Source organism: Trinickia symbiotica (assembly GCF_002934455.1).
Taxonomy (GTDB): Bacteria; Pseudomonadota; Gammaproteobacteria; order Burkholderiales; family Burkholderiaceae; genus Trinickia; species Trinickia symbiotica.
This window is the reverse complement of sequence record NZ_PTIR01000021.1, coordinates 64587-81623: the sequence shown is the minus strand read 5'-3', so window position 1 is coordinate 81623 and position 17037 is coordinate 64587. Positions and strand designations below refer to the sequence as shown.

14 protein-coding genes are annotated in these 17037 nt (G+C 65.1%); 7 read left to right on the top strand and 7 right to left on the bottom strand.

Annotated elements, in window-relative coordinates; translation table 11 throughout:
• Positions 1 to 33 precede the first annotated feature (33 nt).
• Both xylB and B0G57_RS24895 read left to right on the top strand, forming a co-directional pair.
• Positions 34 to 1515 (top strand): xylulokinase, encoded by a 1482-nt coding sequence (gene xylB, locus B0G57_RS24900; protein WP_018440803.1) that lies wholly within the window; start codon positions 34 to 36, stop codon positions 1513 to 1515.
• 62 nt (positions 1516 to 1577) lie between these two features.
• Positions 1578 to 2525, top strand: a complete 948-nt coding sequence (locus tag B0G57_RS24895; protein WP_026229685.1) for a sugar-binding transcriptional regulator — start codon at positions 1578 to 1580, stop codon at positions 2523 to 2525.
• Positions 2526 to 2642: 117 nt separating this feature from the next.
• On the opposite strand, the gene B0G57_RS24890 is transcribed toward B0G57_RS24895, so the two are convergent.
• Positions 2643 to 4814 carry a serine/threonine protein kinase gene (locus tag B0G57_RS24890; protein WP_018440805.1) on the bottom strand — a complete coding sequence of 724 codons (2172 nt, stop codon included), beginning with the start codon at positions 4812 to 4814 and terminating at the stop codon, positions 2643 to 2645.
• A gap of 455 nt (positions 4815 to 5269) precedes the next feature.
• Between B0G57_RS24890 and B0G57_RS24880 the strand changes: the two genes are divergently transcribed.
• The 3 genes from B0G57_RS24880 (at position 5270) to B0G57_RS24870 (ending at position 6319) form a co-directional block, all read left to right on the top strand.
• Positions 5270 to 5542 carry a hypothetical protein gene (locus B0G57_RS24880; RefSeq protein WP_026229686.1) on the top strand — a complete coding sequence of 91 codons (273 nt, stop codon included), beginning with the start codon at positions 5270 to 5272 and terminating at the stop codon, positions 5540 to 5542.
• 85 nt (positions 5543 to 5627) lie between these two features.
• Positions 5628 to 5894 (top strand): hypothetical protein, encoded by a 267-nt coding sequence (locus B0G57_RS24875; protein WP_018440809.1) that lies wholly within the window; start codon positions 5628 to 5630, stop codon positions 5892 to 5894.
• 197 nt (positions 5895 to 6091) lie between these two features.
• Positions 6092 to 6319, top strand: a complete 228-nt coding sequence (locus B0G57_RS24870; protein WP_018440810.1) for a hypothetical protein — start codon at positions 6092 to 6094, stop codon at positions 6317 to 6319.
• Positions 6320 to 6323: 4 nt separating this feature from the next.
• On the opposite strand, the gene B0G57_RS24865 is transcribed toward B0G57_RS24870, so the two are convergent.
• A complete protein-coding gene (locus B0G57_RS24865; protein WP_026229687.1) occupies positions 6324 to 6578 on the bottom strand; it encodes a hypothetical protein in 255 nt (84 codons plus the stop codon).
• A 548-nt stretch (positions 6579 to 7126) separates the two neighbouring features.
• Between B0G57_RS24865 and B0G57_RS24855 the strand changes: the two genes are divergently transcribed.
• On the top strand, positions 7127 to 7411 hold the full coding sequence (locus tag B0G57_RS24855; protein ID WP_018440813.1) for a hypothetical protein: 285 nt from the start codon (positions 7127 to 7129) through the stop codon (positions 7409 to 7411).
• Positions 7412 to 7429: 18 nt separating this feature from the next.
• Positions 7430 to 8200: a PP2C family protein-serine/threonine phosphatase gene (locus B0G57_RS24850; protein ID WP_018440814.1), complete on the top strand. Its 771-nt coding sequence runs from the start codon at positions 7430 to 7432 to the stop codon at positions 8198 to 8200.
• A 42-nt stretch (positions 8201 to 8242) separates the two neighbouring features.
• On the opposite strand, the gene B0G57_RS24845 is transcribed toward B0G57_RS24850, so the two are convergent.
• From B0G57_RS24845 to B0G57_RS24825, 5 genes are read right to left on the bottom strand one after another with little or no spacing between them, the layout of a single operon-like run.
• A complete protein-coding gene (locus tag B0G57_RS24845; RefSeq protein ID WP_018440815.1) occupies positions 8243 to 9574 on the bottom strand; it encodes a sigma-54 interaction domain-containing protein in 1332 nt (443 codons plus the stop codon).
• Entirely contained in the window at positions 9571 to 12663 is a 3093-nt protein-coding gene (locus B0G57_RS24840) for a peptidase domain-containing ABC transporter (RefSeq protein WP_018440816.1), read from the bottom strand. Before B0G57_RS24840 ends, B0G57_RS24845 begins: the two co-directional genes overlap by 4 nt.
• Positions 12664 to 12682: 19 nt before the next feature.
• Positions 12683 to 13435 (bottom strand): peptidylprolyl isomerase, encoded by a 753-nt coding sequence (locus B0G57_RS24835; RefSeq protein WP_018440817.1) that lies wholly within the window; start codon positions 13433 to 13435, stop codon positions 12683 to 12685.
• Between the two features lie 28 nt (positions 13436 to 13463).
• The gene (locus tag B0G57_RS24830; protein ID WP_018440818.1) at positions 13464 to 14849 is read right to left on the bottom strand and encodes an HlyD family efflux transporter periplasmic adaptor subunit; all 1386 of its coding nucleotides are present in this window, start codon (positions 14847 to 14849) and stop codon (positions 13464 to 13466) included.
• Positions 14846 to 16837 (bottom strand): FHA domain-containing protein, encoded by a 1992-nt coding sequence (locus B0G57_RS24825; protein ID WP_018440819.1) that lies wholly within the window; start codon positions 16835 to 16837, stop codon positions 14846 to 14848. The genes B0G57_RS24830 and B0G57_RS24825 overlap by 4 nt, the downstream gene beginning before the upstream one ends.
• Positions 16838 to 17037: the final 200 nt, after the last annotated feature.

Genomic DNA, 17037 nt, shown 5'->3' with positions numbered 1-17037 from the left:
GACGCGAACCGAAACCTTCAAGGACTGCCTCCCATGTACCTCGGCATCGACCTCGGCACATCCGAAGTGAAAGTCTTGTTGCTCGCGCCCGACGGGCGGGTGCTCGGCACGGCCGGGTCGCCCTTCACCGTTTCACGCCCGCATCCGCGCTGGGCGGAACAGAATCCGGCCGACTGGTGGGAGGGGACCTGCGTCGCGCTCGCGAAGCTGCGGGAGGCGCACGGCGAAGCGTTCGCGCAAGTACGCGCGATCGGCCTCTCGGGGCAGATGCATGGCGCGGTCCTCCTCGACGACGCCGATCGCGTCCTGCGCCCGGCGATTCTCTGGAACGACATGCGCAGCGCCGACGAGTGCGAGGAGCTGACCCGGCGCGCATCGCGTCTGCACGAGATCGCCGGCAACCTGGCGATGCCGGGCTTCACGGCGCCGAAGCTGCTCTGGGTGGCCCGTCACGAGTCCGACATATTTCGCCGCACGGCCTGCGTGCTGTTGCCGAAGGACTATCTGCGACTGCGGATGACGGGCGGCAAAGTCTCGGATCCCTCGGACGCCGCCGGGACGCTATGGCTCGACGTCGCGCGGCGCGACTGGTCCGACGAGCTGCTCGATGCCTGCGGTATGCGCCGCTCGCAGATGCCGAGCCTTGCCGAAGGCAGTGCACCTTCGGGGGTTTTGCGGCCCGAGCTCGCGCGCGAATGGGGCTTGTCCGGCGAGATCGTCGTGGCGGCCGGCGGCGGCGACAACGCGACGAGCGCGATCGGCATCGGCGCGACCGAGCCTGGCGACGGATTCGTCTCGCTCGGCACCTCGGGCGTGCTTTGCGTCGTCGGCGACCGTTTCCTGCCGAATCCCGCCTCGGCCGTGCACGCGTTCTGCCATGCGATTCCCGACCGGTGGCATCAGATGAGCGTCGTGCTATCGGCGGCGAGCTGTCTGCGCTGGGTCTGCACGTTGACCGGCACCGACGAGCCGACGCTCGTCGCGGAGGCGGCGGCGCTCGAGCCCGCGTCGCTCGCCGACGCCCCGCTCTTTCTGCCATACCTCTCCGGAGAGCGGACGCCGCATAACGATCCGTACGCCGAAGGGGTTTTCTTCGGCATGACGCACGCGACGAACCGCGCGCTCCTCGGCTATGCGGTGCTCGAAGGCGTCACGCTGGCGCTCGCGGACGGCCTCGACGCGCTCGCGACAGCCGGCACGACACCGAATGCGCTGTCGCTGCTCGGCGGCGGCGCGCGCAGCGCGTACTGGGCGCAACTGCTCGCCGATGCGCTCGCCACGCCAACGCGTCAGCACGGCGGCGGCGAAACGGGCGCGGCGCTCGGTGCCGCTCGTCTCGGCTGGCTCGCGGCCGGGGGCGATCCCGGTGTAGTGCTCGCCAAGCCGCCCATCGTGGCCGAGTTCGCGCCGAACCCGCGGCGCCATGACGAGCTGCGCGCCCGCCTCCTCGCCTACCGCGAGCTCTATCGGCACGTGCGGCCGCTTTTCGATCCGTCGCGCAAGCGGCTCGCCTGAACTCGCTCCAGCCATCGGCAACCGTTTCGGACTCCTTACCTTACGACGCAGGCATCGCATCCGTGTCCAGATCCAACGAAAAACTCGACTTGGCGACGCGTGCAGCATGGCTCTATTACGTCGCCGGCAACACGCAAAACGAGATCGCCGAGAAGCTCCAGGTCTCGCGCCCCGTCGCACAACGGCTCGTGGCCTATGCCGTCGAGAAGAATCTGATCCGGGTGCGGATCGAGCATCGACTGGCCGATTGCCTCACGCTCGCCGACCGTCTGTGCACGCGCTTCGGGCTGTCGATGTGCGAGGTCGTGCCGGTCGACGACGACATGCCCGAAGCGATCGACCGCAAGCTCGCTGTCGCCGGCGCCCAGGTGATGGAGCGGTACTTGAGCGAAGAAAATCCGATCGTCGTCGCGGTCAGCAGCGGGCGCACGCTGAAAGCGGCCGTCGATCAGCTCGGGCTGATCGACCGACCGCAGCACCGGCTCGTTTCGATGGTCGGTGCGATCGCACAGGACGGCTCGTCGAATCGTTACGACGTGGCGCTGCATATTTCCGAAAAGACGGGCGGCAAGCACTTCCTGCTGCCGGCGCCGCTCATCGCCGATAACGAAGCCGAACGGGCGCAGTGGTGCAATCACCGGCTGTACCGGATCGTCGAGACGCTGTCCGCGCAGGCCGACGTGGCATTCGTCGGCATCGGCGATATCGGTCCGAAGTGTCCGCTTCACGTCGACGGATTCATCACCGCGGCGGAAGTCGACGAGCTGATGAGCCGCGGCGCCGTGGCGGAAATGTTAGGACTGCCAATCGATGACGAAGGCAAGCGCGTGGAATCGCCGACGGGACGGCGCGTAACGAGCCTGCAGCTCGACGCCCCGCCGAAGCGGCCGACGATCGGCTTTGCCGGCGGCGCGAGGAAGCACCGCGCGGTCCTTGCGGCGCTGAAGGGTGGTTGGCTCTCGGGGCTCGTGACCGACGAGGCTTGTGCGCGCGCCGCGTTGGGCGATTGAGCTGAGCGGGCGCGAGGCGCGCGCATGCGTTCGGTGAAAGCGTCTTGGCGCGGCTTCGTTTTGTCGATGCGGTCGATGCGGTCAATGCGATCGACGCTGTCACTTCAGGCAATGCGGTTAGTGCCCCGCGGGTCGCGTTGTGATCGGCGCGAAGTCCACGGCGATCCGTCCTTCCCCGTACTTTGCGGCGATCGCCTTCAATCGCGCGTCGACGGCCGCCAGATAAGCGGCGCGCGGCTCGCTCTCGGGACGTAAGGTGTCGAAAAGCGGCGCCGGTGTCGCGACGAGCACGATCATCTCGCTGCCCAGCGGTTTGGCAATCACCCATTCCCCCATGCCGCCGATCGTCGCCGAGTAATTCGGCGGCGCCTGGTTGTCTTTTTCGCGGCGGCTCGGCACGAGATGGACCACGCTGCCGTCCAGCACGTAATAATCGACGCTGACATAGGTGTCGTAGCCAGGCGTCGTCAAGTCGAGGACGAGCGGGCTGCCCTCGGTCAACTGCCCGTTCCTTGCCTTCGTTCGTATCGACGTGCCCGATGCGATGCTCGCTGCCTGATGCGTCGATACCCAGAATGGAGCGAACGCCTTCACGACATCGCATTCGTTCTCGCCGACGGAACGCACGTCGAGGTTCGCATCGGCGACGCCTGCTCCCGTCATGCCCGCGAGCGCATTGCGCAGATGCGCGAGACCGTCGTGCTCACCGACATAGCCGCGAACGGAGACCGAGCTTCCCTGCATCGACGCGCTCAACGCGGAACACGGCAACGAGGCAAGGACACGCGGCAGATCCGCGGGCGACGGCGCCGCGCGCGGTACCACGATGCCGGTGGACGAGGTCGATGCCGATGAGGATGCGCCGGCTGCGGCAACATCGGAAACCGGCTGCCGATCGCGGGCAGTGTCCGCGCCCGTCTGCCCGCCACGATAGCCATACCAGACGGCAGCGCCGACAGCGATCGCGACGACACATGTCCCGGCCCCGGCCGCCAGTGCGGTGCGCGAGTGCTTTCTGGCGAGGACCGCCGCGCCGCTGCCCGCGCGCGACCTGTGCACCGCCTGCGCTACGGGCGCTCGGCGAGCGGGCGCGTTGGCGCCCATTCCTTCGAGAAACTGCTCGACGCTCGCCGTGCGCGTCTGCCTGTCGAACGACAGTGCCGCCTTCAGCGTTCGCCATTGGCGGCTGCCCAAGTCCTTCGGTCGCTCCGGCTGTCTCTTTTCGCCGCGGGCCTGCAAAGCCGACACGCGATTGAACGGATGGCGTCCCGTCAGCAGCTCGTAGGTGACGCAACCGAGCGCATAGATATCGTCGCGTGGATCGGGCTCGCGATGCTCGAACATTTCCGGGCTCGCGTAGGCCGGCGTGATCCCGCCAAGCGTCGCCGGGTCGAAGATCGTGGCCTCGCTTTCGTCGTCGGGACGACGCAACGCGCGCGCGATGCCGAAATCGATGACCTTCACCTCACTGCTGTCGGTCAGGAACACGTTGGCCGGCTTGAAGTCGCAGTGGACGAAGCCGCGCTCGTGCGCATAGGCGAGCGCGTTCCCCATGCCCGCGATGATCGGCAGCGCCTTGTCGTATGGCAGCCCGGCGAAGCCCGGCGCACGCAGCATCCGGCTGAGCGGACTGCCCGAGAGGTACTCCATCGTGATGTAGACGACCGGACCGTCGCGATCGAAGTCATGAACGGTCACGATGTTCCGGTGCGCGAGCGTTTGGGCCTTGCGCGCCTCGCGCTGCAACGCGATCAGCGACGTCGGCTGCCCACGGAACTGGACATTCAGCACTTTGATAGCGATGTAGGGCTTGCGGTCGGCCGCTTCGAGCTTGCGTAGATCGAGCGCTTTGTAGACCGTCCCCATGCCGCCCACGCCGAGACACTCTTCGAGTACGAAGCGTCCGTTCAAGGTATCGCCGATACCCTTCACGCGCTCGCCCGAGGCGGCGAGCCCCTCGCCTCGCGCGCCAAGCGTGTCGCTGGCGCCGTTCGTCTCGCCCGCGCTGGCCGGTACGGCGGCGCGCCCGACGGGCGGCGGCGCGACCTGCACGCGCGTCTCGTCGCCGAACTGGACTTCGGTTGCCGCGAATCGTTCGATATGCTTGATGACTTCGGCGTAGACGTCGTCGGGCAGCGGATCCTTGGTCTGCGTCTCGTCGAGCACTTCGCGCAGCCGCGTGCAATTGGTCGGATCGATCGCGAGCGCACGGTCGATCTGCGCGAAGAATGCGTCGTGCGAAAGCGCCCCGCTCTGAAAGATTTGGATCAGCTCCGCAAGGCTCGTCATTCGTGCGCCTCTTCAGGCTTCGAATCGGATGGGGTCACGGTGCGGTACCGACAAGGCCATACCGCACGAAACGACGCCCTCGATCGATACTAGTCTGCGCTCGTACCTTGCGCAATCCGTGCGCAAGCTCACTGTTAAGCACCGATCGTCCTTCCGCTCAAGCGCCGCCCAGGCCGCGACGGGGTCCACGGCCCCGCTGTTGCAGCTCGCCCAACAGTGTCGCCCGAACCTGTTGGTGCGCCGGCGACGATGTCGAGCGGACCCGGTTGCCGCGCGTCGCCATACGATTCACCGCGAACATGTTGAACTCCTTGCCGCATGGGCGTTTGCGCGCATCACGCACCTCGAGCACCGCTCATTGGCACACCTCCTGCAGTAGTAGGCGCGAGCCCGCAACAGATTGCAGCTCGATTCCCAACCCAGCCTTATCTTTACTTGCCTTCAGGAGAACTGCCATGAAATCGCTCATGATCGAAGACCTCGGTGTTGCCAAAGAACTCGACGACCGTGCCATGTCCGCCGTGCGCGGCGGTACGCTCGGCTACTACCTGCCGCTGCCGTACTACTCGCCCGTGCACGTTTCGGATACGACGAACTTCAGCGCGCAACAGCTCATCGGCCAATCGAACAACATCGTCAACAACACGGGCAACGACGCCGCGTTCGTGTCTGGCATCCACTCGACGGTGAACCCGTCGCAGACCGCCAAGAACACGATCAATTTCTAAGCGCATTTGCCGCCAGCCGCCGAGGCTCTCTTGCCTGCGGGTCTCGTCGGCCGCATCCGTTCAAATCCATCCCAGGAGAATTGCCATGTCGTCCATCGTCATTCATGAGCTGGCGCCCGGCGCCGCGCTCGACCGCAAGGCCATGTCGCGCGTAAGCGGCGGCACCGGCTCGCCGCTCGTGCCGGGGAGCCCCAACATCAACGTGGCCGTCGGCGTCGACCAGCACATCAATCAGAACCAGGCCGTCGTCGTCAACGCGCTCAACAACATCGGCTTCATCGGCGCCGGCTTCGGCCCGCTGAAGCTCGACGTCAGCCCTTCGCAGTTCGCGAACACCGGGTTCGGACTCTGAACTCCGCGCGATCGGGCAAGTCAGGCTTCGCGGCCTCGCTTGCCCGACTCGATTTTCGATGCCCCCTGCGTTTTCGCTCGCCGCACCGCCTATACTGAGACGACGTATTGAAGCGCTACGAAACGCGTCGCGCGGGCTTCGCTTAACACGCTCGTCGTCAACGGTCGTCAGCGCCTTCGCCCGTGCGGAGCGCAATCATGGCCACACTCGTCATCAACGATCTCCCCGAAAGCGTCGAACTGGACCGGCAGGCGATGGCCGCCATCACGGGCGGCGCGATGATTCGAGGGCAGGCTGCGCGATTGGCGGCGCGGCAGCAAACGCTGACCGGGCTCGAAAGCCACGGCCCGACTGTGACTGCGACGCCGGCGTCCGCTGTCCGGACTACGCTTCTCTTTGCCGCGACTACGTCACTGCTGCGCTGACCGATCAAGCCGCAAGGCGTTCGAGCCGCGTCGACATCGCCGGCCGTGTGACGGCGGGCGGGAACACACACCACGAGCCGTCGTCATGACGAAAGAAGAAGATCGCGAGCGTGCCGGTGGCATGAGCGGCCTCGATGCGAACGTACCTGTGCAGGCGATCGGGCGTGCGGGAGAAATGCGTCACACGCCCCGGCGAGGCCAGGCTCGGAGCGAGCCATTTGTCGACGAGCTCGCGAAGCGATGCATGCTGCGTATTCATTTCGGACTCCTCGACGACTCGTCTTGCCATAAGGGGGTGGGCTGCGGCAACACCGCTTCTTTCATAAATGGTTTGCCGTTGCCAAACCTTCTGCATGGGCTGTGCCAATGGCGCACATCCCCGCCAGGCAAGGCGTTGCGACCAACGAAGGTTGATATGGAGTCCGAAATGTCGGCGCGCGCCCGACTGATCGGCGGCGGTTCTGTTGGTCTCGAAGCATCACTTTGCGCACGCGCACGCCAACGGGGATGCGCACACGCACTGTCGGCTTTTCGCCGACTTCGGGCTTCGAATGTCGGCCAGGCAACGACGTTTATGGCGATCAGCGCAGGCCGTCTGCCGGAGGGCGCCGATGGAGACGCGGGACACGCAGGCTGCGCGAAGCCCCGCGGGAAAAGGCATCGCTGGAGAGCGGCGCCTCAGCGACCCGGCGCGTACCGCACGCTAAGCGGCGATGGCATACCCCTTGCATTGGAACGGCGGCCTGGGCCGATCGCCGATCGGTCATGCATCGCGATCGACGAGATCGAATACTGAGGAGTCCTATCATGGCCGCGATTACGATCACCGACCTTCCGCTGACGTGCGATCTATCGCGTCGATCGATGTCGCTCATCCGCGGCGCCGGCGCACCGTGGATATTCGGGTGGATTCAGCCGTTCGCGCCACCCGTTCCGAGCGTGGGGCCCGTCGTCAATCTCTATCAGACGAACAACACCTTCTATGCCGATCAGGTCGTCAATCAGTTCCAGCTTCTCAACGTGAACAATACGGGTGCAAACTCGAATCTCACTGTCGTCGCCGGACAAAACGGGAAAAACGGCCTCGGTTAGACGAGCGTGGCACGAGCCATGGAAACCGAACTCATCTGGACGTCCGCCGCGCGAACCGACGTCGGACTCGTGCGCGCGATCAACGAGGACGCCTGTCTCGACAGGCCTGAGCGCGGGCTGTGGGCCGTCGCCGACGGCATGGGCGGCCACGCCGCCGGCGATGTCGCAAGCCGGATGGTCGTCGAAACACTCGCGAGCCTGTCCGCGCCCGACAGTCTCGAAGACTATGTCGACGCGGCGCGCGATGCGCTCGACGTGGCAAACCGCCGGCTTCGCCATGAAGCGGCGTCGCGCCATGTGCGCACGATCGGCACGACGGTCGCCGTCTGTCTCGCGTGCGGGCGGCGCTGCGCGATGTTGTGGGCCGGCGACAGCCGCGTCTATCTCTACCGGGATGCACGGCTGGCCCAGCTCACGCGCGACCACAGCGCGGTCGAAGAGATGAGGAGCCAGGGCTATCTGAGCGCCGAAGAAGCGCTCCATCATCCGGCTCAGCACCTGATCACGCGCGCGGTCGGCGCGGCCGACGAGCTCGAGCTCGACGAAACCGTCGTCGACGTACGGGACGGCGATCTGTTTCTGCTCTGCAGCGACGGGTTGACGAACGAAGCCAGCGATGCCGAGATCGCCGAGGTGCTTGCGTGCGGCGATTGCGAACAAGCGACGCACTCGCTGATCGAGTTGGCGTTGCGCGCGGGGGCGCGCGACAACGTCTCGGCTATCGTCGTTCGCGCCGAAGACCCGGTCACGACGGACAAGACGCTCGTCAATCCGTCCATTGCGCGATAAGCGCGAGCATGCGAGCTTGCCTGCGCAAGCGGGAGGGCCCGACTATTTGCCGTCCTTCGCTCGCCCGGCATCATCGCGATGCCGGAAGTCCTTCGAGCGAATGCCGTGCTTTTTCAGCAGCATCTGCAGGTGCGAGCGGTTCATTTCACAGCGACGCGCGAGCTCGGCCACCGTGCCGCCCGTCTCCTGCAGCCCCCGCTCGAGGAACGTGCGCTCGGCCTCGTCGCTCGCCGCGCGCTTCGCCTCGGCCAGCGAAATCGGCATCGCCGCCGTACCGTCGACGCCGTTGCCGAGCTCGGCGCCGAAGCGGCCGGCGGTTGCCGGCTGCGGCCGAATGTCCTCGGGCAAATGCTCGATGTCGGCCACGTCGCCGGCGAGGCATGACAGCCGATAGATGAGGTTGCGTAACTCGCGGATGTTCCCCGGGTAAGCGTAGTTGAGCAGGAACTCCCGCAGCTTCGGTGTCATCTTGATCGGCCTGCGCTTGAGCGCCTCGGCCGCCTCGTCGCCGAAGTACGAAAAGAGCAGCGGAATTTCGTCGCGGCGCTCGCGCAGGGCCGGAAGCGTCAAATGAATGACGCCCAACCGGTAAAACAGGTCCTCGCGAAACTGCCCCTCTTCGCTCATTCGTCGTAGATTGCGATTCGTCGCCGCGACGATGCGCGTATCGACGGCAATGCGCTCGTCGGAGCCCACGCGCTGGATCTCGTGCGCTTCGAGCACGCGCAAGAGTTTCACCTGGCCGATGAGCGGCAGTTCACCGATCTCGTCGAGAAAGATCGTGCCCAGGTGCGCGCTTTCGAATTTACCCTTGCGGTCCGATGACGCTCCCGTGAACGCGCCGCGCTTGTGGCCGAACAGCTCAGACTCGAGCAGGTTCTCGGGGATTGCGCCGCAATTGACCGATACGAACGGCTTGTCGGCACGCGAGCCGTTCGCATGGATAACCTTCGCCATCAGTTCCTTGCCGGTGCCGCTCTCGCCGTCGATCAGCACGGGCAAATCCGTCGGCGCGGCTTTTTCGGCGATCTCGAGCGCGGCGAGGAGCTTCGGATTGTCGCCGAAGGTCCCTTCAAAAACGAAGCTGCGATCGATGAGCGCCTGTCTGCGCATACGCGCCGTCGGAACAGCCGCCGCGGCCGCGTCGGCCGGCATAGGAGGCTCGACCTCCGCCGCCGCGACGAAACGCTCCTTGCGCGAAAGCTGCATCACTTCGTCGCGCAACGTATTGGCCTGACCGAGCAGCTTTTCGATGTCGGCGCGCTCGAGCTTTGGCGCCCAGCGTAGCGTCGAGCGCAATATCTCGATCTTCTCGATGAGCCCCGCGTAAGAGACGGTCGAGCTTCCGGTACCGAGCGGATCGAAGAGTTTCATGACGATTCGACGGCGGCATGGCTCAGCTGCTTCTGAACCAGTTGGTAATACATGCCCTTTCGCTCGATCAGCGCATCGTGCGACCCTTCCTCTACGATGGCGCCGTCGTAGAGCACGAGTATCTTGTCCGCGCGCATGATCGTGCTCAACCGGTGCGCAATGATGATGGCCGTGCGTCCTTTGAGAATCTCGTGCATGTTCGCCAGGATGTTGCTCTCCGACTGCGTGTCGAGCGAGGACGTCGCCTCGTCGAAGACGATGAGACGCGGATCGTGATAGAGCGCGCGCGCAATGCAAAGCCGCTGAATCTGGCCGCCCGAGAGTCCGACGCCGCGCTCGCCGACGACCTGTTCGTAGCCAAGAGGCATCTTGGCGATGAACGCATGGGCATCGGCCATCTTCGCCACTTCCTCGATGCGGCGACGATCCGGGCTCGGATCGCCGCAGGCGATGTTCTCGGCGATCGAGCCCGAGAAGACGAGATTCGTCTGCATCACATAGCCGATCTGCGCGCGGTAGCTGCCCTGATCGACGGCGCTCATGTCGTAGCCGTCGACGGCGATCCTGCCCTCCGTCGGGGCATAAAAGCCGACGAGCAGCTTGGCGAGCGTCGTCTTGCCGGAGCCGCTCCTGCCGACGATCGCGATCATTTCGCCGGGCTTCACGTCGAACGTCACATTCTCCAGCACGTATGGGGTCTCGTTGCCGCCGTAGCGGAAATAGACGCCCTCGAGCTTGATCTCGCCGCGCAGATCGGGCAAGACGACGCGTGTCGCAAGCTCGGCCGGCTTTTGCTCCGGCTCGATGTCGAGCACGTCCCCGAGGCGCTCCATCGCGACAGCCGCATCGTTCATGAGACTCCAGAGTCCGACGAGCCCCATCAGCGGCGCGAGCACGCTCCCCATGAATGCGTTGAACGCGATCAATTGCCCGATGCTGAGCTCCTGTGCGAGCACGAGCCGCGCACCGACCCATAGAATGACGATCGTCGTCGCGGCATTGAGCAGTTGGCTGCCGAGGGCGATGAGTACATGGAATGCCTGCGCGCGATATTGCACATCGAGCGCTTTGGCGTACTTGCGCTCCCATTTGAGCCTGACGGGACGCTCGATTCCCATCCCCTTCACGGTCTCCACACCGCTCAACGTCTCCATCAGCAGCGACCGCGCTTCCGTGGAAGCCGAAAACACCTCGCGCGCGAAGCGCTTCGTTCTCGGCGTCGCGAACGCGGTAAGCCCCATGATCGGTATCACGAAGGCGATCAGCAGCAACGTCAGCTTCACGTTGTAGAGAAACATGACCGTGAAGTAGATGACGATCATGAGCAGGTTCAACACCGTCGTGACGGTCGATTCCGTCAAGAACGCCCGGATCGTCTGGTTTTCCTGGAAGCGCGCAAACACGTCTCCCGTCTTTCGCTTGGCGAAGAATCCGAGCGGCAGCGACATCGTGTGTCTGAAAAAGTGCGACATCATCGAAAAATCGAGGCTTCGCACCATGAAGTTCGAGAGATAGGCGCGAATCGTCGTCATGAGCTGCGTAAAGAGATTCGATATGACGAGACCGACGATGAGCAGGTTCAGGAGGCTCACGTTCTGATGAACGACGACGCTGTCGAGAATGTTCTGGATGATGAGCGGCGGCACGATGCCGAGCATCTGAATGACGAACGTCGCGAGAAAAAGGTGCGCCAGAATGCGTTTGTAGGGCGCCAGATAACCGACGAAACGCACCCACGGCGAGCTGCCGATCGTGCGCTGGCCGAGCGTTTCCGAAGCCGAGAAGACGAGGCAAGTGCCGCTCCACCCTCGCTCGAACTCCTCCACGGTGAGCTTTCTGAACCCGAGCGCCGGATCCGCCACGCGCACCCCGCGCTTGCTCATGCCATAGACGACGATGTAGTGATAGCCTTCCCAATGCACGATGAACGGAAGGTCGAACCCGAGCATCGCCTCATAGGTGCACTGCATCCCGCGCGCGGTCAAGCCAAGCGATTCGGCCGTGCGCGCAAGGCTCTCGAGCGTCGCGCCCTGCGTCGTCACGTTGGCGAGCTCGCGCAGCTTGCCGAGCGTCATCGGAATGCCGTAATGGCGGCAGATCATCGCGAGACAGGCGGCCCCGCAATCCATCTCCTCGGCTTGCTCGACGAGCGCGAATCGCTTGACGAGCTTCGCGCCGATCTCGTCGCGTGATTCGAGGTCGAGCCGATCGGCCCGCCTCGTCCGCTCGGCAACCTTCTTTTGCCGCTCGAGCTCGCGATCGACAAAGCGGATCCGCTCCTCGAGCACTTCGCGCAACTTCGCATTGCGCCCCAGCATGAAGTGGACGGTCTTCTCTGGAATGACGATGAGTCTCGTATCGGCCGTCGCCGTCACCGTGGCCTGCTGCTCCTGTCTCAGCAAGCAGGCGCGCTCGCCGAATATCGCGCCCGCGCCGAGCGTGGCGAGCGTGTAGTCGGTGCCGCTCCCGCGGTGGGCAAGGCGCACTTCGCCCTGGCGCACGACATAAAGCCGCATGTCGTCGCGCGAGCCTTGCACCAGAATGTCCTTGCCTGCCGCGACGCGCTTGACGCCCACACTAGATACATACTCCTCGAGCTCGGCCCGCGTCAGCTTGCCGCGCAAATCGAAGAGGCGCGCAACGAAGCCGCCCGCCGAGCTGATGGCAACGTAGCTCGTGACGAACGACTGCACGGACGCGTTGGCGGCGACGATCGGTGCGATCGCGGTGCGTGGGATGAAGAGCAGTTCGACCTTCGACGATGCGCGCACCGAAGCCTCGTGCCAATACTCGCGCAGCATCGCGATTTCGGCGAACACTTCGCGCTCCTTGCGCACGCCGAGACTCGTCTCCTTACCGCTTTCCTCGGTGAAAAGCCGCACCGTCCCCGAGCGGACGATGAAAAGACCGTCGGCCGCCTCGCCTCGGCATGCGATCGTTTCGCCGAACGCGTAGGCGCGCGACACGGCATGCGCGGCGAGTTCGTCGAGCGCATCGGGCGGAAACACCGACAGCGGCTCCACCGACGAGAGGAATTGCGCCAGCGATTGCGCGTCGAGCGGCGGCGATGCCGATGCCTGCGTGTCCATGAGTTATCCCCGTTCCGACCTATCGCGCTTCGATGACATGTTCCTGCGCCCGCGCGGCGAGCCACTCTTCGCGCAGCACGCGCCGGACCTCGGAGGCGACCTCGTGATCGAGCACGGCCGGATACTTAGCCGTCACCGAGAAAATTTCGTAGAACGAACCATCAAGGGCGGCGAACGGGCCGAGCAGATCGCCGGCATGCGCATTGAAAACCTTCGCTTCGATCTCGGTCTTAAGCGACCCTCGCAACACCTTGCCGATCACGCCGCCGCGCTCGCGCGTATCGGCAATCGAATGCTCGCGCGCGATCTCGGCGAAACTCGACGGGTCGTCGTCGAGGATCGACATGACTTCCTTCGCCTGCCCCTCGCTGTCGAGCACGATGTGGCTCACTTCAACACTATCGAACTTCGGCGAATTCAGCTTGAAGTAAGCCTCGACGGCCTCGTCGCTGCAGACTTCCGCCAACATCTTCTCTTGATAGAGGGTGTCGGTCACGAACGCCTCGAACTCGTCGAGGCTGATGCCGAACGTATCGAGAAACCGATTCATGTCCGCCGCGCGATGGAGCCCCCGCACGCGGCGGAACTGATCGGCGCGAGCCTGGATCTCTTCCGTCGATACGTGCACGCCATGGCTCTTCGCGGCGATGACCGTCAGCCGGTCGCGCACCTGCTGCTCGACGAGCGCTTCGAACTGGCCCGTCAGCTTGAGTGCCCGTATGAAGTCGTCGGTGCCGATGACCTCGTCGTCGATTCGCACGATTGCCGCCATGTCATCCTCCTCGTATCCGCCGTCATCCTCAGCCGGCCACGCGTCTCATCGGATCGAGCGCGAAGTCGATCAGCCGCCGCTCACGCACGACGATCTCGGCCGATGCGGTCATGCCGTAGCGCAGCGGATAACGCGCATCACCCACCGAGTAGTAGTCGCGCGCGAGCGTGACGCGGCCTTCGTAGACGGGTTGCTTCGTATGCGCCGACGGCTTCGCGGCCGGCGCGATGTATTCGAGCGTGCCGTCGATCACGCCGTAGCGCTGATAAGGAAACGCATTGAACTTGAGCTTGACGGGCAGCCCCTCACGCAGGAACGCGCGGTCTTCCTCGGCGATCTCGATGCGCACGACGGCTCGCGCGTTGGCGGGCGCAATGCCGCCGAGCGGTGTATTCGCCTGAATCTTGTCGCCGGGCTGCGTCGTCGTGACATCCGTGACGACGCCCGAAACGGGCGCGAGCACGAGCAGGAAGTTGTCCTTGTCGATGTTCTCGAAGCGTATGCGCGCGGCCGCGTCGGCGGCGAGCCGGGCCGTTTGCACTTGAAGGCGCAGCTTGTCTTCCGTGTTGGCGATCTCGCGCAACGTCGCATCGTATTCGATGCGCAGGTTCGTGAGTGTCTCGGCACTGCCTTCGAGCTGCGCCTTCGCCTGCGCGAAGTCATGAGACAGTTGCGCTTGGAGCTGCGCGAGGCGCGCCTCGGCGATTCGCACGTTGTTTTCCGCCTGCAGGTACGCGCTCTTCTTTTCGGCGACCTGTGTCTGTGAAACGCCCCCGCCTCCGGGCAGCGCCAAGAGGCGCGCGAACTTCTCGGCCTCGTCGCGAGCGAGATCGCGCGCGTGCTGCGCGCTGTCGACATTGCTGCGCGCCTCGTCGAGCTGCGCCTTTTGCGCCTGCACGAGCTTGCTCGTGCCTTCGGCGATGCGGTTCTCGTGCAGATGCTCTTCGACTTCGATCTGCGCCTTCAGCGCTTCCGCCTTGCGCTCCATCAGCGCCTTCTTCTGCGGGAACTGTTGCCATTCGCGCTCCGCATCCTCGAGCTTCAGACGTGCATCGAGCGCGTTCGTCGCGGCCTCGATCGCGCCGCGCGCGTTGATGCGTCCGATCACGTCGTCCTTCTTCACGGGCTGACCTTCGGCGATATAAATATCGGCCAGCTCGCCGTCGACCGGCGCATAGATGCGCCGCACCTCGGACTCCGGCGCAAGCGTGCCGCCGGCCGTCACGATGACGTCCGCGTGCCCGAAGAAAGACCAGAGAAAGCCGCTGAATACGAGCGCAGCCACGATTGCGATGGCCGCCTCGATGAGCCGCTTGGGTTGCTCGCTGAGGATCGCGATGCCTTCCGCCTCATGGTCCGTCAGCGCTTCGGCGAGCGGCTTCATGCCTCGCGATTGATGGGCGCCGGACGTCATGGCGCGCTCCTTGGCGTCTCGCCGACCCGCTTCGCAAGCGCCGGTACGCGGGCCTGGAAGGGCGGTGTCGCAAAGCGAGCCGCCTTCAGCGCCGCGGCTGCCTCGTCCGCGCGGCCAGCGCGAACGTCGCGCTCGATCTGTCGATAGCGTTGCAAATCGTCACGTACACGATCGAGGCCCGCGAGCCGCGGATAGCGATCGCCATAATCGGCGAGCATGTTCGACAAGGCGTCGAGCTGATCGTCGCGACCGTCGTCCAGCGCTTTGGCGATGGCCGTCTGAAGACGCTCCAGTGCTGCCACGTAGACCGAATTGTCGCTCTCGAGCGCGCGCAGATGACTGAGCGCATCGGCATAAAACTCGCCGAATGCGGGGACGTACGACGCAATTTGATCGAGTGCGTGCTGATGCGCGTTCGTGTCGCGGTTCCAACGCGCGACCAATCCCTCGATGACCGGCTCGTCGCGGTAAATCGCGACCGGCGCCTGAGCCCCACCGCGGCTCGCCCAGAAGGCCTCGAGATCGCCGATCCATTCGATCTCGTCGACGAGCGCGCCCGCCTGCGCGTTGTGGCGCGCAAGCTGCCTCATTTGCGCGGCGATCGAGCGTGCGCGATCGAACGCATGCGCCTTCTCGGCGCCGATCCAATCGGGCACCTTCGATTTGACGAGGGCCTCCGCACCTTCGGACTGGAACGCGGCGTCGTCGGGATGCTGCGCGAGATACTGGTCCGCGAAGCGCGACGCGGTTTCGTACCGCGCTGCCGCAAGCAGCGTCTTCATGTCGCGCTGCGGCGCGCCGCGCCAATACGAGAATACGGCCAGCGCCGCCAGCAGCGCCAAGGCGGCGCCGGCCCAGCGGCCGATCTTCCGAATGTCGACATCGGCGCCACCGCCCAACGCGGCGCTCAATTCGCTGAGAACCGTGGCAAGTCTCGCGCTCCAGCGCCAATGCGAAACCGCGCGCTTCGAATCGACAGCCGGCGCGACGGCGTCGGGATTGATTTCGTCGTCCTCTGCGCGCGCGGGATCGACGCAAAAGATGTCGAGGAACGAGTGCGGCGCCGCGATGAACGTCGTGCGATCGGCATCGGCGCCGGCGCCGGCCGCCCCGATGCGCGCATCGATCGCCGCGGCTGGCGCCTTCGCGTTTGCTGCTTCCGCACGCGCCGCCGCATCGACCTGCGTCACCGTTGGATCCGCCGGCGTGCCGCTTTTCACGCCGACCCGGTAGACGAAATGATTGCCGCCGAATGCGAGCCGCGCACCATCTTCGAGCGGCTGCGCGCCTTCGTCGAGACGTTTGCCGTCGAGGAACGTCCCGTTAGTGCTGCCGAGGTCTTCGATGAAGACTTTTCCGTCGGCGACGAAGAAATGCGCATGCCGGCGCGACAGGTAGTTGACCTGATGCGCGTAGGTGCTGCGATAGCGTGAGAACGTCTCGTCGGTCTTGCTGATCAGAAACGGAAAGGTGGTCACGACGATCGGTTCGAGCCCGAGATCGCCGCGCTCGGGCGTCAGGGTGAGAAGTACGGAGCGCTGGCATCCGGCGTCGGCGCGCGCGTCGCGCGGGACGAATGCCACGCGATAGGTGAAGACCCCCGCGAACGATAGCGTATCGCCGTCGCGAAGCTGACGCGGTCTTTCGCGGACCTCGACGCCGCCGACCGTCGTGCCGTTTTTGCTGCTCAAGTCGGCGACATAAGCATCGCCGCGCTCGAAAAAGATCTTCGCGTGACGGCGCGACAGCTCGGCGACGACCTCGGCTCGCGCCGACGCGAACGGCGCTTCGGCACGCCCTACCGCAAAGAGCTCGCGCGTGATGCGAATCTCGCCGAGCTCGCGATGCGAGAGCGGCTCGAGCACGACGTCGTAGCAGCGCGTGGGCGCGGCGTCCGCCTCGGCGCAATGCGACGGTTCGTCCACAAGCGAGCCTGACGAGCGCGCGGGTCGCTTCGTTTCGGCAATCGGAGCATCGTCGGAAGCCATCGTTCGACACCTGCGGGAAAACGCCGGGTCGCCGCCCACGGCGCCTGCTGCTGTAGGTTCCGCCACGAGCGACCGTCGCGACGCAATGGACCGGGGGCTCGTTCCGACACTCAGCATTTATCGGCCACCTCGTTGGCGGCGCGAAGCCCGAAAGACCGCGGTGCGGCACGGTTCGCAGGGGTGCATGCGATGAAGCGAGT